At 44.4% G+C, this 20,940-nt stretch carries 23 protein-coding genes and 1 tRNA gene; 21 read left to right on the top strand and 3 right to left on the bottom strand.

Annotation, left to right across the window (positions count from 1 at the left end; genetic code table 11):
- The first annotated feature begins 52 nt into the window (after positions 1 to 52).
- From NHH16_RS01665 to NHH16_RS01575, 19 genes are all read left to right on the top strand, one after another.
- Complete coding sequence (locus NHH16_RS01665) at positions 53 to 2,599, top strand: glycyl radical protein (protein ID WP_262067859.1); 2,547 nt, start codon at positions 53 to 55, stop codon at positions 2,597 to 2,599.
- Positions 2,600 to 2,619: 20 nt separating this feature from the next.
- On the top strand, positions 2,620 to 3,414 hold the full coding sequence (locus NHH16_RS01660) for a glycyl-radical enzyme activating protein (RefSeq protein WP_262067858.1): 795 nt from the start codon (positions 2,620 to 2,622) through the stop codon (positions 3,412 to 3,414).
- Between the two features lies 1 nt (position 3,415).
- Entirely contained in the window at positions 3,416 to 3,781 is a 366-nt protein-coding gene (locus tag NHH16_RS01655) for a BMC domain-containing protein (protein ID WP_262067857.1), read from the top strand.
- A gap of 12 nt (positions 3,782 to 3,793) precedes the next feature.
- Positions 3,794 to 4,246: a EutP/PduV family microcompartment system protein gene (locus NHH16_RS01650; protein ID WP_262067856.1), complete on the top strand. Its 453-nt coding sequence runs from the start codon at positions 3,794 to 3,796 to the stop codon at positions 4,244 to 4,246.
- A gap of 255 nt (positions 4,247 to 4,501) precedes the next feature.
- Positions 4,502 to 5,314: a class II aldolase/adducin family protein gene (locus NHH16_RS01645; RefSeq protein ID WP_262067855.1), complete on the top strand. Its 813-nt coding sequence runs from the start codon at positions 4,502 to 4,504 to the stop codon at positions 5,312 to 5,314.
- A 16-nt stretch (positions 5,315 to 5,330) separates the two neighbouring features.
- Positions 5,331 to 5,822, top strand: coding sequence for a GlcG/HbpS family heme-binding protein (locus NHH16_RS01640; protein ID WP_262067854.1), 492 nt, complete (start codon positions 5,331 to 5,333; stop codon positions 5,820 to 5,822).
- Positions 5,813 to 7,201 carry an aldehyde dehydrogenase family protein gene (locus NHH16_RS01635; RefSeq protein ID WP_262067853.1) on the top strand — a complete coding sequence of 463 codons (1,389 nt, stop codon included), beginning with the start codon at positions 5,813 to 5,815 and terminating at the stop codon, positions 7,199 to 7,201. Before NHH16_RS01640 ends, NHH16_RS01635 begins: the two co-directional genes overlap by 10 nt.
- Before the next feature lie 17 nt (positions 7,202 to 7,218).
- The gene (locus NHH16_RS01630; protein WP_262067852.1) at positions 7,219 to 8,430 is read left to right on the top strand and encodes a zinc-dependent alcohol dehydrogenase; all 1,212 of its coding nucleotides are present in this window, start codon (positions 7,219 to 7,221) and stop codon (positions 8,428 to 8,430) included.
- Between the two features lie 17 nt (positions 8,431 to 8,447).
- A complete protein-coding gene (locus NHH16_RS01625; RefSeq protein WP_262067851.1) occupies positions 8,448 to 8,795 on the top strand; it encodes a BMC domain-containing protein in 348 nt (115 codons plus the stop codon).
- Positions 8,796 to 8,808: 13 nt separating this feature from the next.
- The gene (locus tag NHH16_RS01620) at positions 8,809 to 9,087 is read left to right on the top strand and encodes a BMC domain-containing protein (protein WP_262067850.1); all 279 of its coding nucleotides are present in this window, start codon (positions 8,809 to 8,811) and stop codon (positions 9,085 to 9,087) included.
- Positions 9,088 to 9,121: 34 nt separating this feature from the next.
- Complete coding sequence (locus tag NHH16_RS01615) at positions 9,122 to 9,406, top strand: BMC domain-containing protein (protein WP_262067849.1); 285 nt, start codon at positions 9,122 to 9,124, stop codon at positions 9,404 to 9,406.
- 157 nt (positions 9,407 to 9,563) lie between these two features.
- Positions 9,564 to 9,842, top strand: coding sequence for a BMC domain-containing protein (locus tag NHH16_RS01610; RefSeq protein WP_262067949.1), 279 nt, complete (start codon positions 9,564 to 9,566; stop codon positions 9,840 to 9,842).
- Positions 9,843 to 9,923: 81 nt separating this feature from the next.
- Positions 9,924 to 10,571: a phosphate propanoyltransferase gene (pduL, locus tag NHH16_RS01605; RefSeq protein ID WP_262067848.1), complete on the top strand. Its 648-nt coding sequence runs from the start codon at positions 9,924 to 9,926 to the stop codon at positions 10,569 to 10,571.
- A gap of 25 nt (positions 10,572 to 10,596) precedes the next feature.
- Positions 10,597 to 10,863 (top strand): EutN/CcmL family microcompartment protein, encoded by a 267-nt coding sequence (locus tag NHH16_RS01600; protein WP_262067847.1) that lies wholly within the window; start codon positions 10,597 to 10,599, stop codon positions 10,861 to 10,863.
- 4 nt (positions 10,864 to 10,867) lie between these two features.
- The gene (locus NHH16_RS01595; RefSeq protein ID WP_262067846.1) at positions 10,868 to 12,190 is read left to right on the top strand and encodes a 4Fe-4S dicluster domain-containing protein; all 1,323 of its coding nucleotides are present in this window, start codon (positions 10,868 to 10,870) and stop codon (positions 12,188 to 12,190) included.
- A 15-nt stretch (positions 12,191 to 12,205) separates the two neighbouring features.
- The gene (locus tag NHH16_RS01590; protein WP_262067845.1) at positions 12,206 to 12,754 is read left to right on the top strand and encodes a BMC domain-containing protein; all 549 of its coding nucleotides are present in this window, start codon (positions 12,206 to 12,208) and stop codon (positions 12,752 to 12,754) included.
- A 17-nt stretch (positions 12,755 to 12,771) separates the two neighbouring features.
- Positions 12,772 to 13,536: a DeoR/GlpR family DNA-binding transcription regulator gene (locus tag NHH16_RS01585; protein WP_262067844.1), complete on the top strand. Its 765-nt coding sequence runs from the start codon at positions 12,772 to 12,774 to the stop codon at positions 13,534 to 13,536.
- Between the two features lie 603 nt (positions 13,537 to 14,139).
- Complete coding sequence (mgtE, locus tag NHH16_RS01580; protein ID WP_262067843.1) at positions 14,140 to 15,471, top strand: magnesium transporter; 1,332 nt, start codon at positions 14,140 to 14,142, stop codon at positions 15,469 to 15,471.
- Positions 15,472 to 15,544: 73 nt separating this feature from the next.
- The gene (locus NHH16_RS01575) at positions 15,545 to 16,579 is read left to right on the top strand and encodes a hypothetical protein (protein ID WP_262067842.1); all 1,035 of its coding nucleotides are present in this window, start codon (positions 15,545 to 15,547) and stop codon (positions 16,577 to 16,579) included.
- Positions 16,580 to 16,648: 69 nt separating this feature from the next.
- Here NHH16_RS01575 and NHH16_RS01570 read toward each other — a convergent pair.
- Positions 16,649 to 16,731: transfer RNA gene (locus NHH16_RS01570), tRNA-Leu, on the bottom strand.
- 46 nt (positions 16,732 to 16,777) lie between these two features.
- Entirely contained in the window at positions 16,778 to 17,899 is a 1,122-nt protein-coding gene (locus NHH16_RS01565; RefSeq protein WP_262067841.1) for a DUF4317 domain-containing protein, read from the bottom strand.
- A 148-nt stretch (positions 17,900 to 18,047) separates the two neighbouring features.
- On the opposite strand from NHH16_RS01565, the gene sdaAB reads away from it, so the two are divergent.
- Together sdaAB and sdaAA are read left to right on the top strand one after the other, a co-directional pair.
- A complete protein-coding gene (gene sdaAB / locus NHH16_RS01560) occupies positions 18,048 to 18,719 on the top strand; it encodes an L-serine ammonia-lyase, iron-sulfur-dependent subunit beta (RefSeq protein ID WP_262067840.1) in 672 nt (223 codons plus the stop codon).
- 14 nt (positions 18,720 to 18,733) lie between these two features.
- Positions 18,734 to 19,609, top strand: coding sequence for an L-serine ammonia-lyase, iron-sulfur-dependent, subunit alpha (gene sdaAA, locus NHH16_RS01555; protein WP_262067839.1), 876 nt, complete (start codon positions 18,734 to 18,736; stop codon positions 19,607 to 19,609).
- Between the two features lie 124 nt (positions 19,610 to 19,733).
- Here sdaAA and NHH16_RS01550 read toward each other — a convergent pair whose 3' ends face one another.
- On the bottom strand, positions 19,734 to 20,759 hold the full coding sequence (locus tag NHH16_RS01550) for a LacI family DNA-binding transcriptional regulator (protein ID WP_262067838.1): 1,026 nt from the start codon (positions 20,757 to 20,759) through the stop codon (positions 19,734 to 19,736).
- Positions 20,760 to 20,940 lie beyond the last annotated feature (181 nt).

The following is a 20,940-nucleotide window of genomic DNA, read 5'->3' as shown; positions in this document are numbered from 1 at the left end:
CGCAACTAGGTCTATGTTTTTTGAAGCGATAAACCGAGAAAGGAGCAACAAGATGGGTTTATATACGTATAGTACGGCGGATATTCCTAAGAGTCCGCGAATTACCAAGCTGGTTGACAACCTGTATGCTAAGATGCCGGAGATTGAGGCGGCGAGAGCGGTTTTGATTACCGAATCCTATCAGCAGACAGAAAACGAGCCGATGATTATTCGTAGAGCGAAAGCGTATCAGCATATATTGGAGAATATTCCGATTACCATTAGAGATTTGGAATTAATTGTCGGTAGTACGACGCTTGCCCCCAGAGGGTGTCAGACATATCCGGAATTTTCATACGAGTGGTTAGAAGCCGAGTTTGACACGGTGGAGACAAGAAGTGCCGATCCTTTTTACATAAGTGATAAGACAAAGAAACTTTTACATGAGGCCAATGGGTACTGGAAGGGTAAGACCACCAGTGAGTTAGCCACCGCCTACATGGAGAAAGAGACACTTCTCGCGATTGAACACAATATTTTTACTCCGGGAAACTATTTTTATAATGGTATCGGACACGTAACGGTTAAGTACGATGAAGTCCTTGCCATTGGCTTTAAGGGGATAAAGGAAAAAGCGGAAGCTGAGTTAGCGCGCATTCATGTAGGTGACGGCAATTACCAGACCAAATCGCGGTTTTTAGAGGCAGTGATTATCAGCTGTGAGGCAACGATAGAGTATGGTAAGCGCTACGGCCGTTTGGCTATCGATCTGGCGAGAGAATGTAACGACCCGGAAAGGAAGAAAGAGCTTCTAGCAATAGCAGCTAACTGTGCTAATGTACCGGAGAACGGTGCTAGGAGCTTCTGGGAAGCTTGTCAGTCTTTCTGGTTTGTACAACAGCTTTTGCAGCTAGAGTCTAGTGGACACTCTATTTCTCCAGGACGCTTTGACCAGTATATGTATCCCTATTATAAGCAGGATCTAGAAAGCGGAGCGATTACGAGAGAATTTGCACAGGAGCTAATCGATTGCATTTTTGTTAAACTAAACGATTTGAATAAATGCCGGGATGCGGCTTCGGCAGAGGGTTTTGCCGGTTACAGCCTCTTCCAAAATATGATTGTAGGCGGCCAAAATGAAGAAGGTCTTGATGTGACCAATGACCTATCTATTATGGCGATTCAGGCCTCGAAGCACGTATATTTGCCACAGCCTTCCCTTTCGGTGCGGGTGTGGAACGGTTCCCCTCATGATTTTCTCGTTAAGGCAGCTGAGCTTACAAGAACGGGAATCGGCTTGCCGGCTTACTATAACGACGAAGTGATAATCCCTTCCCTAGAGAGCCGCGGCCTTACTTTAGAAGAAGCCAGAGACTACAACATTATCGGCTGCGTAGAACCACAAAAGGCCGGAAAGACCGACGGTTGGCACGATGCGGCGTTCTTTAACATGTGCCGTCCTTTAGAGTTGGTGTTTAGCAATGGTGTGGATAAAGGCGTGCAGTTAGGACCGAAAACGGGAAATGTAGAAGAATTTAAGACGTTTGAAGAGTTTTACGACGCTTATAAAGCCCAGATGAATTATATGATTGAGCTGCTAGTTAATGCAGATAATGCGATTGATGTAGCTCATGCCGAGAGAGTGCCACTCCCATTTTTATCATCCATGATTGATGACTGTATCGGACGAGGGAAATCTGTCCAAGAAGGTGGAGCGATTTATAACTTTACCGGACCTCAAGGCTTTGGTATTGCCAATATGGCGGACTCTCTTTACGTGATTAAAAAGCTAGTCTTTGAAGAGAAGAAGCTTACTTTATCAGAGCTACGCCGGGTCTTGAAGATGAATTACGGAAAAGGCTTGGCGCCAGAAGATGTAGCCGATACGGTGGCTCAGGTAGCTACCCAGATGGCAGGTGAAGGAGTAGCGGTTACCGACCGGGAGATCGCTTCTATTATTAAGGAAGTGGTAGCGGCCTCAGAATCTCCTAGCGTAAAAGCTGAAGGTGAGCGGATCCTCGCTTTAATAGAAGAAGTACCGAAGTTTGGTAATGATATTGATGAGGTGGACTATTTCGCTAGAGACGTAGCTTATACCTACACAAGACCGCTGCTTAATTATCACAATCCTCGGGGCGGGATTTTCCAGGCAGGGCTTTATCCGGTATCAGCCAATGTGCCTTTAGGTGCCCAGACGGGAGCCACTCCTGATGGACGTCTAGCTCACACTCCAGTTGCTGATGGGGTGTCGCCGGCGGCAGGAGCGGATACTAATGGACCGACAGCAGCAGCCAACTCAGTTGCGAAGTTAGACCATTTTATCGCTTCTAACGGAACCCTTTTTAACCAGAAGTTCCACCCTAGCGCCCTAAGCGGTGAGGCAGGGCTGGATAACTTTGTAGGACTTATTCGTTCCTATTTTGACCAAAAGGGAAGTCATATGCAGTTTAACGTAGTGGATAGAGAGACCTTGATTGCGGCTCAGAAAGATCCTTCCAAGTACAAACACTTAGTGGTGCGGGTGGCAGGATATAGTGCCTTATTTACTACCTTATCAAAGTCACTGCAAGACGACATTATCAAGCGGACCGAGCAGAGTAGCTACGAGGCTGTAGATTAGGATTGAGAAAGGAAGACGACATGGATAATTATATGCAGACACAGGGTCGTATCTTCGATATCCAGAGATATTCCATTCACGATGGCAAAGGCATTCGCACAATCGTATTTTTGAAAGGGTGCTCCCTGCGTTGTCGTTGGTGCTGTAACCCAGAGTCCCAAAACTACGAAATCGAGACCATGACGGTCATGGGAAAACCAAAGACTATGGGCCAAGATGTAACGGTAGAAGAAGTTATGAAGACGGTTCTTAAGGACCGGCCGTATTATAAACGAACTGGTGGAGGCTTAACGCTTTCCGGTGGCGAATTCTTAAACCAACCGGAGTTTGCCCTAGCGCTTTTGCGGGCAGCTAAGGCCAGCGGGATTTCCACGGCGGTGGAAACCACTAGTCGGGCCCAGTGGTCGGTAATCGAACCGATGCTTCCCTATATCGACGAGTACTTAATGGATATTAAGCACATGAACTCGGCTAAGCATAAGGAATTTACCAGTCAGCCCAATGAACTGATGCTAGAAAATGCCAAGAAGATATCTGCCTCAGGGCTCACCAAGCTAAGCATCCGGGTGCCGGTGGTGCCAGGATTTAACGATACGAAGCAGGAAATTAGAGATATCGCTGCTTTTACCAAGAGCCTACCAAAGGTGGAAAAATTGCATTTGCTGCCGTACCACAAGTACGGCCAGGGCAAATACGAAGGGCTTAACCGTCCCTATCTTATGGGTGACGTAAAAAGTCCGACGGATGAGAAGATGAAAGAATTACTGAAGATAGCTACAGACAATACCGGCGTGCATTGCCAGATAGGAGGTTAAGATGAGTAGAGAGTACGAAGGCACTAGTAGAATTGTTCAGGAGCTTGTTCCTGGTAAAGAGATTACAATCGCTCACTTGATCGCCAGTCCTGACCCAGAGCTTTACCGGAAGTTAGGTCTAGATCCACGAATTGATCACAGTAAAAGCGCCATCGGGGTGTTGACCATATCGCCAGCAGAGACAGCGATTATCGCAGCGGATGTAGCGATGAAAGCCGCTGGCATCGAAATCGGCTTTGTGGACCGCTTTAGCGGTACGCTTATTGTAACAGGGACGATTTCTGAAGTGGAAGCTTCCATTTCCGCAGTATTAGCTTACGTGGAAACGAAGATGAACTTTCAGGTGTGCGAGATTACGCGTACGTAAGGATGGATGAAAATGAAGAAAATCGTATTAATGGGGCGCTCGGAGGCGGGAAAGACCACCCTTACTCAAGCGTTAAAGGGAGAGAAAATCCATTATCACAAAACCCAGTATATCAATAACTTCGATGTGATTATTGATACGCCGGGAGAATACGCCCAGACCCACGGCCTAGGCGCTGCCTTAGCCCTTTATACCTACGAAGCCGATGTGGTAGGCCTTCTAATTGGTGCCACAGAGGAATATTCATTATTTCCCCCTTGTGTCACCGCTACCTGCAACCGCGATGTGGTAGGCATTGTGACCAAGATAAACGATCCTCACGCTAATAAAGAACGAGCGGCAAACTGGTTACGATTAGCTGGTTGCCAGCAGGTTTTTTATATTGACTCAAAGGCAAATGAGGGGATTCCCGAGCTTTTAGAATACCTCAAAGAAGAGGGCGATGTGTTGCCTTGGGAGAGTTAGGGTTAGGTAAGTCGTGCCAGTTCGAATTTACCTGGCGGTAAATCCTCACTGCGGCTTGGCGCCGAATAAAAAGCGCTCGCCTTATCGCTTCTTCGTAAACGAAAGCGAAAGTCAATCGCTTTTTGCACGACTTACAAGGAAAACCACATTGACATATGTGGGATTGTGTGGTAAGTTAATGAAGAAGGCAACAAGAAACAACATAAAAACAATATAAAAACAACAAAGGTTTTAAATCCAAGGAGGAAAATTAGGATGGTAAACGAGTACGAAATCAAAAAAGAGATGTGTGAAATTGGTAAACGTGTTTACAACAGAGGAATGGTTGCTGCCAACGATGGTAACTTCTCTGTGAAATTAAATGATAATGAATTTTTATGTACACCAACTGGTGTTAGTAAAGGTTTTATGACTCCAGAATACATCTGTAAAGTAGATGCTAATGGAAATGTAATTCAGGCAAACAAAGGGTTTAAACCTTCTTCAGAAATAAAAATGCACATGCGTGTCTATAAGGAAAGACCGGACGTAAACTCAGTAGTTCATGCTCATCCTCTTTATGCAACTACTTTTGCAATCGCTGGTATTCCTCTTACCGCACCAATTATGCCAGAAGCAGTTATTTCTCTTGGCTGTGTACCAATTGCTAAGTACGGAACGCCTTCAACAGAGGAAATTCCTGATGCAGTAGAAGAGCACTTACCATACTTTGACGCTGTTTTATTAGAAAATCACGGTGCGTTAACCTTCTCTGTATCTTTATTAGATGCTTACCACAAGATGGAGTCAGTAGAATTTTACGCTCGTCTATTATGGCAAACGATGCAAATCGGTGGACCACAAGAGTTAAGCGAAGAACAAGTACAGAGATTATATGAAATCAGAAGACAATTCGGTATGCCAGGAAAGCATCCAGCAAATGTATGCCCGAATGCACAAGCAGGTAAGCCAAGCTGTCACAGCTGTGGTAATGGCTGCGGATCTTCCACGTCAAATATCGTAACCGGTGCGGATGCAGACCTAGTAGCTTCTATCACAAAGAAAGTAATGGAGCAACTCGGCAAATAATTTGCGGAGACATACTATGAATGAACAAGAAATTGGGAAAATAGTAGAAGCTGTTTTAAATAAAACAATTAACGAAGACGGATATAAGCAGTGTATGAGCCTACAATTAGCCAATGCCTTGATCCAAAAGGTGATGGAGAAGGCGAAAGCGATGGGTGTGAAAGCGGTGGTCGCAATTTCTGACGGCGCCGGTCGCCCAGTAAGCGTTCAGAGTATGGACGACGCTTACATCGCTAGTTTTGATATCGCTCTTAATAAAACTTATACTTCAGCCAGTCTAAAGATGTCCACTGCCAAGCTAGGAGAGTTAAGTCAGCCAGGAGAATCCCTTTATGGAATTCAGTATACGAATGAAGGAAAAATCGTGATTTTCGGTGGTGGCGAGCCTCTGACGGTGAACGATAAAGTCATCGGTGCCCTGGGGGTAAGCGGCGGAAGTGCGGCTGAGGATACGGCGCTAGCAGCTTATGGAAAAGCCGTTTTCGAGGAGGTTAGAACGTGTCTGTAGATGAACAAATGGTCGGAAACATCGTACGTGAAGTTATGGCAAAGCTTCAGCTTCAAAGCGGTGAGGGTGCCACAAGTGGCGTATTTTCCACAATGGAAGAAGCCATAGAAGCGGCAGCAAAAGCCCAGACATACGTACATAAGATGTCCATGGACCAAAGAGAAAAGATAATTACGGAGATCCGTAAAAGAACGAAAGAAAATGCCGAGATCCTTGCCCATATGGCAGTTCAGGAAACAGGCATGGGAAATGTTCCCCATAAGATCTTAAAGCACCACTTGGTAGCGGAAAAGACACCGGGAACGGAAGATATTACAACCACCGCTTGGTCGGGAGACAGGGGACTTACCTTAGTGGAAATGGGACCCTTTGGTGTAATCGGAGCGATTACCCCTTGCACCAACCCTAGTGAAACGGTAATCTGTAACACCATTGGCATGGTTGCCGGTGGGAATACCGTAGTCTTTAATCCTCATCCAGCAGCGATTAAGACATCAATCTTCGCTGTTAACATGATTAACGAAGCGTCTTTAGCAGCCGGTGGCCCAAACAACATCGCTTGTACCGTAGCTAAGCCGACGATGGAGACTAGCAATGTTATGATGAAGCACCCAGCGATTCAATTAATCGCCGCTACTGGAGGCCCAGGAGTGGTAACGGCAGTCCTTTCATCAGGACGTCGCGGAATCGGTGCTGGTGCCGGTAATCCACCAGCTTTAGTGGATACCACTGCGGATATTAGAAAAGCAGCCGAGGATATTGTAAACGGTTGTACCTTCGATAATAACCTTCCTTGTATCGCAGAGAAGGAAGTAGTAGCCCTTGATAGCATTGCCGATGAACTGATTCACTATATGACTAGTGAACAAGGTTGTTACCTGGCAAACGCGAAAGAGCAAGAACAACTCCTTGCAACTGTATTAAAAGATGGTCGGCTTAATCGCCACTGTGTTGGACGAGATGCCAAGACCTTGCTGGGAATGATCGGCGTACAGGTACCAGATACCATTCGCTGTATTATCTTCGAAGGTGAGAAAGAACATCCTTTAATTGCTGAAGAGTTGATGATGCCGATTCTCGGGATTGTTCGGGCTACAGATTTTGATGATGCGGTTCGGAAAGCTGTTTGGTTAGAGCACGGCAATCGTCATTCAGCTCATATCCACTCCAAAAACGTGGATAATATTACGAAGTATGCTCAGGCGATTGACACCGCCATTCTTGTAAAGAATGGACCGTCATATGCGGCTCTTGGCTTCGGCGGCGAAGGCTTTTGTACCTTTACCATTGCCAGTCGTACCGGTGAAGGCCTTACAAGTGCAAGCTCTTTCGTTAAGAAAAGACGTTGTGTGATGACCGATAGTTTGTGCATCAGATAAATATAGGAGGAAAGATAATGGAAATGAATTCTGCAAATGTAGAAGCTATTGTAAAGCAGGTCCTCGAAAATATGAGCGGTTCTGCCAGTAGTGCTTCTACAAGCAATAACAAAGCAAACGGTAGCATTCCTGCTACTTCAAAAGTAGCAATGCTAACAGCCCTTAAGCACTACGAACTGAAAGAGTACCCGATTCCTCCAGTAGGAGACGGCGATATTCTAGTAAAAGTAGAAGGCTGCGGGATCTGTGGAACGGATGCTCATGAGTTTAAAAACGATCCTTTTAACCTAATTCCCGTTGTGCTTGGTCATGAAGGAACTGGGGAAATCGTGAAGATGGGTAAGAATGTCAAGGTTGATAGCGCCGGCAAGCCTCTAAACCTTGGTGATAAAGTGGTTACCTGTATGATTTTTAAAGATGATCCGGCGATTACCATGTTTGACTTAAATAAACAAAACGTAGGCGGCGCTGATGTTTACGGCCTATTACCAGACGATGATATCCATCTCAACGGTTGGTTTGGCGATTACATTTTGATTCGGGAAGGGTCTTCTGTCTTCAACGTCAGCGACTTAGATTTAAAATCAAGAATCCTAATCGAGCCTTGTGCGGTACTTATTCACGCAGTGGAAAGAGCCAAGACAACAGGTATTCTTCGCTTCAACTCTCGCGTAGTTGTCCAGGGATGTGGACCGATTGGTCTTATCTGTATCGCGATTCTACGGACCATGGGAATTGAAAACATCGTAGCTGTAGACGGTGAACAAAAACGTCTCGACTTTGCGAAACGAATGGGCGCAGATAATTCTGTAAACTTTAAAGATCACAACGGCATTGAAGAGTTGGCAGAAGGTGTAAAAGCAGCTTTCGGCGGTCACTTAGCAGACTTTGCTTTCCAATGTACCGGTTCACCGATTGCTCATGCAAATATTTACAAGTTTATTAGAAACGGCGGCGGTCTTTGCGAGTTAGGATTTTTCATCAACGGTGGCGATGCAACCATTAATCCTCACTTTGATTTATGCTCAAAAGAGATTACCTTAGTCGGCTCTTGGGTGTATACTTTGAGAGATTATGCAACGACCTTTGATTTCCTAAAGAGAGCAAAAGCGATTGGTCTACCTCTTGACGATTTGATCTCTCACGAATTTCCACTTGAAGAAATCAATGAAGCTCACGAGACAAACCTTCGCATGGAAGGCCTTAAGATAGCAATTATCAACAAATAGGTTGAGGTGAAAAATTGATGCATAAAGCAGTAGGAATGATTGAGGTTTTTGGCCTAGCCACCGCTTTCGCAGCGGCAGACGCCGGATGTAAAGCCGGGAATGTAACGCTAGAGCCTTTTGATAAAAATAAACCTGGAAACGCGGATGAACTTCCCGTTCCCCTCATTGTTATGATTAAGTTTCGCGGTGATATAGCCGATGTGGAGGCCGCTCTCGAAGCCGCTAAAAATCGGGCGAACGAATTATCCGGGGTCGTAACAGAGTATGCAATTGCCAGACCGGATGAAGGAACTGAGAAGATGTTAAAGCTTAACGCCTTTGATAAAGGCAGTGGCACTAATAAAAAACAAACAAAAGAAGTCTAGGAGGATTTGAAAAATGGCACAAGAAGCATTAGGAATGATCGAAACACGTGGTTTAACAGCAGCAATCGAAGCAGCTGACGCAATGACAAAAGCAGCAGAAGTATCTTTAGTAGGAACTGAAAAAATCGGTTCTGGCCTAGTAAGCGTTATGGTTCGTGGAGACGTAGGTGCAGTAAAAGCAGCCGTTGAATCGGGAGCAGATGCAGCCGGAAGACTTGGCGAATTAGTAGCAACTCACGTAATTCCAAGACCTCACAACGACGTAGAGAAAATTCTTCCGACACTTAAATAATAAGGTGATAGATACGCGGCGGAAGGAGACGAAGATGGGAGAGTCATACGGATTTTTTGAAATCCCTAGTACTACAGCGGCGATTAACGCGATTGATGTGATGTGCAAGACTGCAAGTGTAGAGCTAGTCACATGGGAAAAGAAATTGGGCGGCCGTCTGGTTACGGTAATCATTAAAGGGAATGTATCCGCAGTTACGCAGGCAATCGAAAGCGCAAATAATACTGCCCTCATCAAACCGGCAGGATCATGCGTGATTCCTAGCCCCCACGAAGAGGTAATTAAGATTATTAATTCAAGCGTTAACCGTGTAGATTAGGAGGCTCAGACAAATGGCAGAGTCAAAACAAACGAAGAGCGGCGCGCCCGCAAAGAGATCAACCACAGCGAAGGCGCCTGCGAAAACAATAGCAAGAGTACAAAAAGCAACAAATGGTGCAAGTAATTCTTTATCAGAACAAAAGGAGGAAAAAAGAATGGCACAAGAAGCATTAGGTATGGTGGAAACCCGTGGTTTGGTAGCAGCAATTGAAGCAGCTGATACAATGTTAAAAGCAGCTAACGTATCTTTAGTAGGAACTGAAAGAATTGGTTCAGGACTTGTAAGTGTTATGGTTCGCGGAGATGTTGGTGCAGTTAAGTCTGCAGTTGAATCTGGAGCAGAATCAGCTGGTCGCCTTGGTGAATTGGTAGCAACTCACGTAATCCCAAGACCACACAACGATGTAGAGAAAATTCTTCCAACTCTTAAATAGGTAGAAGGAAATCATTGGGGACGGAGTTTTTTCGAAAAAAACCCCGTCCCCAAGCGCATAGCGCGTGACAGGAGTTAAACTATGAATAGTGATAATGTTGCAGTTATAACCAGAATGGTAATCGAAGCCCTTGATAAAAAAGAGGCGTTTAAAGAGCAAGATTTTTACGTACCTGTAGGCGTATCTGCCAGACACGTACATTTAACCCAGGAGCATTTAGAAAAACTATTTGGCAAAGGGTATCAATTAACTAAGAAAAAAGAGCTGATGGGAGGACAATACGCTGCCAATGAAGTGGTAACGATTGTTGGCCTTAAGCTAAGAGCGATAGAGAATGTGAGAATTTTAGGCCCTGTGCGAAAAGGCTCACAAGTAGAAGTATCAAAGACCGACGCCGTAAAGCTCGGGGTACCGGCTCCTATTAGAGAGTCTGGTGATACGAAAGGTTCAGCGCCGATTGCCCTTGTGGGACCAAAAGGCGTGGTATATCTAAATGAAGGCTGTATCATAGCTAAGCGCCATATTCATATGGCACCAGCGGATGCCATGGCTGCCGGTGTTACTGATAATCAAGAAGTATCAGTAGTGGCGGACAACGAAAGGGGTACTACTTTTAATCACGTCCAAGTACGTGTGGATGAAAGCTTTACCTTAGAGATGCATATCGACACGGATGAGGCCAATGCAGCTAGCATTCGTACAGGAGATAAGTTACGAATTGTAAAGTAAGGCAATTCAGAGAAAGGAAGAACTTATGCTGATAGGAAAAGTTGTAGGAAGCGTAGTTTCCACTCGCAAATGTGATAGTTTGGTCGGTAATAAATTTATGATTATCGAACCTTTAGATGAAATGAAAAAGAGCGGAGCAAGACTGGTTGCCGTAGATAAAATCGGCGCTGGTATCGGTGAAGTTGTTCTTGTATCTACTGGCAGCGCCGCGAGAGTGGGCACCGGAATGAGTGATGCTCCGGTAGATGCTGCAATTGTGGGTATCATCGATGAAGGAATAGGACTGGAGTAAGCGAATGGATATTAAAGAATTAAGTAGTATTCTGCAGGAAAAAGGGGTAGTAGGTGCCGGCGGGGCTGGCTTTCCTACGTACGCCAAGCTTTCCGAGAAAGCAGAAACCATTATTCTTAACTGTGCCGAGTGTGAGCCACTTCTGCGTTTACACCAACAATTATTAAAAAAATACGCGAAGGAAATCGTTGATACCTTTCATTTGATTGGTGAGACAGTAGGCGCTAAAGAAATAATTATCGGCATCAAAAAACATTATAAAGATACAATCAAAGCGCTAAACGATGTTCTCGGTGCTTATCCAAACGTTCGCCTTGGTCTCTTGGACGAAGTCTACCCTGCAGGTGATGAAGTGGTTCTAATCTACGAGGTGACCGGCAAAGTTGTTAGACCTGGAGGGTTGCCTATTGAAAGTGGAGTGGCAGTCTTTAATGTAGAAACCGTCTACAACGCCTACCGAGCCCTATCAGGTCAAGGGCCGGTAACGGAGAAGTACGTCTCAGTAGTTGCCGAAGTAGAACAGCCAATCACGGTAAAAGTACCGCTTGGCACCACCTTAGATGAAGTGGTAGCGATGGCTGGCGGTGTAACAACGAAGAACCCGGTATATTTTGTCGGGGGACCGATGATGGGAAATATCGGTGTGGGCTCTCAGCCAGTGACAAAGACTACCAATGCGATTTTAGTACTGCCTGAGGATCATTATCTGGTGGAGCGTAAAAGAAGCAATTCTTCCATCGATTTAAAGCGTGCAGCTGCTAGCTGTTGTAACTGTTCGATGTGTACGGATTTATGTCCTCGTAATCGTTTGGGTCATCCCATTGAACCCCATTTGTTTATGCGGGCGGCGACGTTTAAAGACGTTCAAGATCCAAATATTTTTCTCAATACGTATTTTTGTTGTTCTTGTGGGCTTTGCGAACTGTATTCTTGCTTCCAAGGCCTCTCACCAAGAACTTTAATGACCGAATACAAAGGGCAACTAAAGGCAAATGGCGTACCGATGCCACAAGTAACGCCAAAGCCAGTGGGTCCAGAAAGAGAATATCGAAAGGTGCCGATGAAAAGACTAATGGCACGACTTGACTTAGTAAAGTATAATAAAGATGCACCCCTTGACGAAAAAGAGCAAGGTGTTAAAGCGGTTAAAATTCTACTAAGTCAGCATATTGGTGCTCCTGCCAAGGCGATTGTTAAAGTTGGCGATAAAGTGAAAAAAGGGCAATTGATTGCTGAACCTGGGAAGGGGTTAAGCGTGGGAATTCACGCCACTATCTCCGGAACAGTGGGTACTGTAGATGATAGATTTATTACGATTCAAGGATAGGAAGGGACGAAAGATATGAGTAAGGCAATAGGAATGATTGAATACAGGACGGTTGCTTCTGGTATTACTGCGGTAGATACCATGGTAAAAACCTCGGAAGTCAGCATTGTCGAAGCACAGACAGTTTGTCCCGGGAAGTATATTGCCATTGTTACCGGTGATTTAAGCGCTGTAAAAGCAGCTGTTGATGCGGCTGTTACAACTCACGCAAATCACTATATCAATAGCTTTGTCCTTGGAAATCCTCATGAGTCGATTTTTCCAGCAATCTATGCAGCCACAACGATTGAAGACGTTTCTGCTCTGGGAATTGTGGAGACCTATGATGCTACTTCCATTATCGTTGCTGCTGATGAAGCCGCGAAGACAGCGATTGTTGATTTGATTGAACTAAGAATCGCCAGGGGAATGTGCGGCAAATCTTACTTTATGTTAACGGGCGAAGTGTCTGCTGTCCAGGCGGCCGTAGACCGGGCAAAACAATCGATTCAAGAAGGCGGTATGTATGCCGATTCGACCGTAATCGCTCACCCAGATCCGAAAGTGAGAGATGCAATTTTATAGGACAAGGAGAGGCTTAGATGCTGGCAATTGAGAGAAGAAATGAGATCTTAGAGAAACTAAAAGCAGAAAAACGGGTGGTAGTAGGCGAGTTAAGTCGTATCTACAACGTCTCGGAAGAAACGATTCGAAGAGACCTAGAAAAGCTAGAAAATGACGGGTTTGCGATTAAAAGTTACGGCGGCGCTGTTATCAACGAGAACGCCGGACTTGAGGTGCCCTTTAACGTCCGTAAGAACCGCAACGTAACGGAAAAGCAGCAGCTAGCAGAACTAGTCAATAAGCTGGTTCACGATGGGGATAGCCTGATGCTTGACGCTTCTTCGACAGCGGTGTTTATCGCAAAGGCTTTAAAGGATAAAAAGGATCTTACGATTATCACCAACTCCATCGAGATTATCATTGAACTCTTTGAAAAGAGCGACTGGAATGTAATCTCCACCGGCGGTCTATCAAGAGAAGGCTCCTTTGCCCTGGTAGGTCCACAGACAGACAAAATGCTAAGAGCTCACCATGTGGATAAATCCATTATCTCTTGTAAAGGGGTGAATATTAAGGCAGGGATTACTGATTCCGATGAGCTTCACGCTAACAATAAACAAACCATGCTAGATAGCGGAACGGAGAAAATCCTAGCCGCTGATAGTAGTAAGTTCGACGAGATTGCCTTTACCCAGATTTGTGGTCTAAGCAGCATTACAACCGTCGTGACAGATACAAAACCAAGTGATAAGTGGCTGCAGATCTTTAGTGAATACGAGATTGAATGCCTTTATCCAGAATAAATAGAGATTACCGACAACTGTGGTAATAATTGACCTAAGAGGCGAGTCGCGATAAGCGGCTCGTTTTTTGCGTGAAGTTAATTGTTTGGATAATCGTTCCAATCGTTGCGCAACGATTATTGATATCGTTGCATAAAAATTAAAAAAAATGAAACGATTGCCAAAAATCGTTTTAGGTTTTTATAAATTAAGGGGGTGTTACACCACAAAGAATTGAAAAAAAGATATTTGTGGTGTAAGGAGGGCATAAGATGCTAGAAGAAAGATTGACCGAAGGCGTCATTTAGAAAAAATAGTTAAGCGATTACAGAAGGAGGAAAAGGAGATAAGAAAGATGATAAAATAGTTGACAATCATCGCTATTTTCAGATAGACTGAAACAGTCCAAAGAATAACAAATTTTAAGGTAGGTGAATTTTCATGGAAGGTAGTTCGGGACGAAGTTGTAACTTAAAAACTAAAAATCGGACTCGGTTCATGTCAAATTCACCTTTTAGAAGAAGATAATCTGCTAATAGGTCTTTTTTCCTGTGTCACCGAATCCGATAGGATTTTGGTGGCCTTTTTTTGTTTGAAAAGCGCCGCTAATGGAGGTGCGTAGCAATGACAATGATGAATTTGATGAATCTATTAGGAGAGAAGAAATACCGGGAGATAGCGGTAAAATTAAAAGAGCAGAACGTGGTTGATTTGGCGGATTTACTAATGGGGTTAGACGCAGAGTTACAACCCCTAGTTTTTCGTATGATTGACAAAAGCAAAGCGGCAGAGGTGTTCTCTTATCTTGACGATGAAGAACAACAAGCACTAGTGCAGAAGTTTACCCCGGGCGAGATAAGCAGTATTCTCGAGGCGCTATCGGCGGATGATGCGGTGGATTTTCTTGAAGATATGCCAGCCAATGTGGTGACTAGATTATTAGAAAATGTCGGCGCAGACACGCGGAATAATATCAATCGCCTGCTCAAATATGAAGAAGATAGCGCTGGCAGTATTATGACTACGGAGTACGTTACTCTTCATCAAGAGATGACGGTAGGACAAGCTCTGGATAAGATTTTGCGTGTGGGAATTAATAGTGAAACGGTGTATACCTGCTACGTAGTGGAGAGGAGGCGCTTAATCGGTATCGTAACGGGAAAGGATTTGATGACAAATCACAGGGATACCCGTATTGCTGACTTAATGCTAAAAGAGTTTATCTGTGTTCATACCACCGATGATAAAGAAGATGTAGCTAAGCGCTTTAGTAAATACGGCCTTATTGCCATGCCGGTGCTTGATAAGGATGAGCTGCTAGTGGGGATTGTAACCTTTGATGATGCTTGGGACGTTATGACCGAGGAGACAACCGAAGATATCCAGAAGATGGCAGCGATGGAGAGTAACGATGAAAGCTACCTGCGGACCTCGGTGTTTTCCCATGCAAGGCACCGGATTATCTGGCTAATGGTATTAATGTTCTCGGCGAGTATTACGGGAGCCATTATTACGCGCTACGAAGATGCCTTTGCCGTAATTCCCCTTCTAGTATCCTTTATTCCCATGCTAATGGATACGGGTGGCAACTGTGGCTCCCAGAGTTCGACCCTTGTAATTCGCGGTCTAGCCATCGATGAGCTACATTTTAGCGACACCTTGGCGATATTGTGGAAAGAGTTTCGTGTGGCGATTCTTGTAGGCGTAGCCCTTTCTGTTATGAACGGCATTCGCATTTTTATCATGTACCGCGACCTAGGGATTGCTATCGTGGTTTCCATTTCTTTAATGGCGACGATTATGGTGGCAAAGCTAGTGGGATGTATGCTACCGATTGCTGCAAAAAGGTGCAAATTGGACCCGGCGATTATGGCTTCCCCGGTTATCACCACGGTGGTGGATACGTGTTCCATAATTATATATTTTAAAATTGCGACGATGATTTTCAAGATTTGAATAGTTGTTGTTAAAAGGAAAGAGATACTTTATAATTAGCTGAGAATAAAGTGAATAAGAGAGGGGTTTATTAATGCGAAAAGCGAAGTTGTTGATGGTATTTGCACTTGTGCTAATGGTGTTCGCTACAGGGTGTTCCAAAAAGGAAGAGGCTGCGGACAAGGTGCCGGAAGAGCTAGTAGTAACACAAGAAGAAACTAAAGAAGCGACGAAAATCGAAAAAGAAGAAACGATTGTCGGGACTCTTACCCATGCAGCGATGAATACAATGGAAATTAAGACGAATGAGGGAACGGTATTATCCTTTTCAATAGAAGATGCTGATCTGGAGTTTAAGAACGGTATAGAAGAGGGACACTGGGTGGCAGTTGTCTACACTGGCACAATTACTGGTACGGATACGACAGGTGTTAGAGTTATTAGAGTCATCGATGAGGGAGAACATATCGATACGGCAAAGAGTGAGATGAACATTAACAACGTGGACGAAGAGGTGTATGCAACCGCAGGAGTACACATTAGAGCCTCTTATACAGCAGATTCAGAAATTGTTGGTTCCCTCGCTCAAGGCTTGGGAATTAGACGGACAGGGGTCTGTGATAATGGCTGGTCAAGAGTGGATTTTAATGGGAAAGATGCCTATATCTACGGGGAATACTTAAGCCAAGTGGCACCGGCACCTACGGCAGCACCAGCTAAGGTTTCTGGGGATCAACCGAGTACGCCTCAGACGGGTGATTCGGGAAATAGTAATCCTAAGCCAAAGCCTACATCTACACCGGATGCCGAGCAGATAACGAGTAAGGCAGTGGTAGTGGATGTGCAAATGGGGCTCTTGAGTGTTAAAATCGGTGATAACGATGAGCCAATTATATTCGATATTAGCGATGCGAAGATTACCTCAAAAAATGGTATCAAAGATGGTAATGAAGTAACGATTGTTTATACCGGTGATTTAAAAGACATGGATAACGTTAAAGTGATTTCTGTAACGGACGACGATCCGAATCCTTCCTTAGCACCGCGCCTGACAACTGGAGCTGGTCCTCAGATGGAAGAAAGCTCAGATGTTACAGATGATGCGGCGACGAAGGATACAGATAATTAAAGACGATATGAAGCAGTAAAGGACTTTTCGAGAATTAATACACCTCTCGAAAAGCCCTTTTTTATTGAGTGCGGAGAAAGGGACTTGAACCCTCACACCGTTGCCGGCACTAGAACCTGAATCTAGCGCGTCTGCCATTCCGCCATCTCCGCTCACTAGAATATATTAACAAAGATGGGGGTGGTAGTCAATCGGTTTTTACTTGTTTACGTCGATTCCGTTAACGTAGAGATTGTCGGTGATTTCGATAACCAGGCATTTGCGACCGTCAATTTCTTCGGTGCGAACGAGGTCGGTTCTTTTGGGGTTAACCTTTACTACCACATCTGGAGTTTTCACTTCAAAAGAGCGGGTGCTGGTTAAATTATTTGCCATCAGTCTTTCCTGCTCACCAACGATATCGGTGAACTCGTTATCGAAGGTTTCTAGCTTCTCTGAATCAGCACCGCTTTTCGCAAGCAGGTTTTTAATCTCAGGCTTTGAGAGCACCACAGGATCAGGATTTTCTTTGGCCTCTTCGACTAACTGAATGATATTTTCGTGCAATGTTTTGACGGTGTCAAAGTCACACTCATCTTCTAAAGTATCGCTAATAAGAGCGTCAAAAGCGTTCTTTTGATCCTTAGCCGTAAGGGGTAAGGTGGCCCCGAGAACACCCTCGATAAAATCAGGATTCAGTTCGTCGGGCTTCTTGGAATAATATAGCGTGCTATGTAAATCGCTGCTGCGATCGGTAAATGCTGGGAAGACGAAACCGTGCATTGGCGCTTCCACAATCCAGTCCCGAACCCGCTCTTCGATATCGTTAGTGAGGGCGTTGTAGCTTAACCCAGCTTTACTTAGATTTACAGGACAGATGGCGACGATTAAGTGTTCATAGACCTCATCAGAAGCGTCAAACATCTCCATGCCGTCGGAGCTTTTACCTGGTACGTCGTAATTGCTGTGAACGAGGACGATATAATAATTCTCTGGATATTCATAGCTAGCGATAATGTTATCATAGAATTCAGACAAGAGCTGATCGTCTTGAAGTTTCGACTTTCTAAGCTCCCGCAAAAGGTGATGAGGAGTGCCGTCAGCCTCAGCTTCTAAAGAGAAATCCATAACCATTAAGTTCTTACCTAAGGTACCCGACATGGTCTTTTTAAGGATATCTAAGTATTTAAATATTTCTTCTTCTCCAAGGGATAAAAAGGCCTTGGTAAATTCCAATTTCTTTTCCTTTTCGTGGGTTACATAACACCCGCAAATACGGGTGATGGCACAGTTTTCTTTGCTAAGTTGTTTCCTGACTTCTAGGATATCTTTTTTGTTCATAATCTATACTTCCTTCTCTAATTTGCATACTTTACAATCTTATCACAGCCCAAAAAAGAAGTAAAATATTTATCGACTTAAGTTGCAAGTGGCGAGTTTCAATACTATACTTGAGAGAGAATATTGGTATTAAAGAGAGGACAATACTATGGGAAATATTTTTGACATTATCGGTCCGGTAATGGTAGGACCGTCAAGCTCCCACACTGCCGGAGCGGTTAAAATTGGGAACATTGCCCGCCAGCTTTTTGGTGAGCAGCCGGCAAAGGCGACCATCTATCTTCATGGTTCTTTTGCGGCTACTGGGAAGGGTCACGGGACAGATAAGGCGCTAGTAGCTGGGCTACTGGGAATGCATCCTGATGATTTAAGCATCCCTGAGAGTTTTGAGCTGGCGAAGAAGGCAGGAATGACTTTTACTTTTAAGGAAAAGGAGATTAAAGACGCTCATCCGAATACGGCCTTAATGGTACTTGAAGGCGAAGGTAAGAAAGCGTTAGAGATACAAGCTAGTTCTACCGGTGGTGGCCGGATTCGGATTAATAAGCTAGACGGTGTGGAAGTGAATTTCCGCGGAGAAAGCAATACCTTAATCGTCTATAACGTGGATTCGCCGGGGCACGTATCCGCAGTAGCGAATGTGTTGTTTCAAAAGCAGATTAACATTGCCACCGTCCAGTTATACCGAGATAAACGGGGCGGTCAGGCGGTAATGGTCATTGAGGTGGATCAGGACATTCCCGAGAATGCCGTGCAGTGGTTGGAACATTTAGAGGGTATCATTAAGGTCACGTTTCTTAATGTTGCCGATTATGAATAGGGGAGGCTTAGAAGATGTCATTTACAGCAATGGAAGATATTAGGGCGTACTGCGAAGAGGAACGCGTTAGCTTCTGGGAAGCGATTTTAATTGCAGATGCCGATGCGAGAGGGGTAAGCAAAGAGAAGTCTATTCGGACGATGAATAAGATGTGGCTAGCTATGAAGGAAAATCTTGATAATTACGACCGGACCCAGTATTCCAGAAGTCATCTAGTCGGTCCAGAAGGTGGCTTAATGGCGGATTACCAAGAGAAGGGTGAAAGCCTTTGTGGTGATTTTATGGCTAAGGTGATGACCAATGCTCTCAAGATGGGCTGTAATAACGCCTGTATGAAACGGATTGTGGCAGCGCCGACGGCTGGAGCTTGCGGAGTGTTGCCGGCGGTACTGGTTACCTACTATGAAGAAAAGCAGGTTTCTGATGATGCCATGGTGGAGTCGCTTTATGTGGCCGCCGGTGTGGGTGATGTTATCGGCAACCGGGCTTTCCTTGCAGGAGCGATGGGTGGCTGTCAAGCCGAGATTGGTTCGGCAGCAGCGATGGCGGCTGCGGCGATAACCTACTTAAAAGGTGGAGATATTAAGCAGATGATGAACGCTACGGCGATGGCGCTTAAGAATATGATGGGACTGGTTTGTGATCCTGTTGGCGGGTTAGTGGAAGTGCCTTGTGTAAAGCGTAATGTTGCTGGCGCAGTAAATGCCTTATCGGCAGCGGACATGGCACTAGCAGGCATAGAAAGCCAAATTCCTGTAGATCAGGTGATTGATGCTATGAAAGAAGTGGGAGACCGGATGGACGTCGCTTTTAAGGAAACAGGCACCGGTGGTGTCGCCGGAAGTGAACGGGCAAAAGAGGTAATGAAGAACTTACAAAATAGACAGTAAAATTTATTTTTTCTTCAAGATTTCTTCACAATCATTTGATATGATGATTTCAGTTTTAAAGCTGATAAAAAAACTAGAGGCCGCACCTGGGGTAAAACGCGTTACCCTACGGATGCGGCTTCGTCTATTTTGCGGCGACAGACTCGCGTTCGACGAGGCGGGTGCCTATTCTGATTTTCGAAGATAGGTTGGAACGAAGGAAGTCTTCTTCCGATTGTATTTTAAGTTGTAGAAGATGAAAGGCATTGGCGCCATATGAATGTTTAGGAACGTGAATAGTCGTCAGAGAAGGCGAAACAATTTCACACAAAGGCCGGTCGTTAAAACCGACGATGGATATATCTTCAGGTACGGAAAGCCCAACTTCTTTACAAGCTTTTATAAAACCAGAGGCGATAGTGTCGTCATCGGTTACAAAGGCAGTAGGAAGTGGCGCTTTTTTTGTGAGAAAAGCAAGGGAATCAATATAGCTACCATCTTCAGTGTAACGAACGGAGTATATGTACTTGGGGTTAAGTTTTAAATCAAAACTATTCAAAGCTTCTTCAAAGCCTCGATGGCGGGCGCTAAAACTATTGATTTTAGTGACGCTTTTTAAATAGCCTATGTTTGTATGTCCCTTATCTACAAGATATTTAATTGCTTGGAAGGTTCCCATTTGTTGATTGATATCCACACTGTCCAAATTGAGATTGGGCCAATCATTATCTAAAACAACGTACGGAATAGCTAGGCTTTGAAAAGGGAGAATATCATCTGTGAACATCTCCGTGGCAAAGATAATAGCTCCCTCAATTGGAAGTTGGTTCAACTCGTTGATTTGCTGCGTGAGATCTTGACTGCGGTCGATGGTTCGAAAAAGAAGATTATATCCGTGCTTTCTTGCGTAACTCTCAATTCCTTCAATTAGCAATAGAAAGAAAGGGTGTTGATTTAAAATTTCTCCATGTCTTTTATAGATTATGAAACAGATGTTTTTTAAATCTACAGGTTTGTCATCCTTTTTGATCATATTTCCATACCCGAGACTTTCAACACCTGCAAGAACTTTCTTGCGGGTGTTTTCTGATATTCCAGGCTTGTTATTAAGCACCATCGAAAGGGTTGCCTGGGATATATTAAGCATTTTTGCTAATTCTTTATTTGTCATTTCGTTTTCCCTCTAAATCATTGTTTGAATTTTATAAATTATATCCTATTTTAATTAAATAGTCAACGAGACAAAAAAAGGAAGATGCTATGTTCATGAATTTCAGAAGCTGATGTTAAGTGTTGATGATCTTAAGTTTGCAAGGGAGATTGTCAGAAAAGCGAAGGGCAAATTCAAATTG

It is taken from the genome of Ohessyouella blattaphilus, from assembly GCF_024721265.1.
Classification (GTDB): Bacteria; Bacillota; Clostridia; order Lachnospirales; family Lachnospiraceae; genus Aequitasia; species Aequitasia blattaphilus_A.
This window is presented reverse-complemented; position numbering and strand designations above follow the sequence as displayed.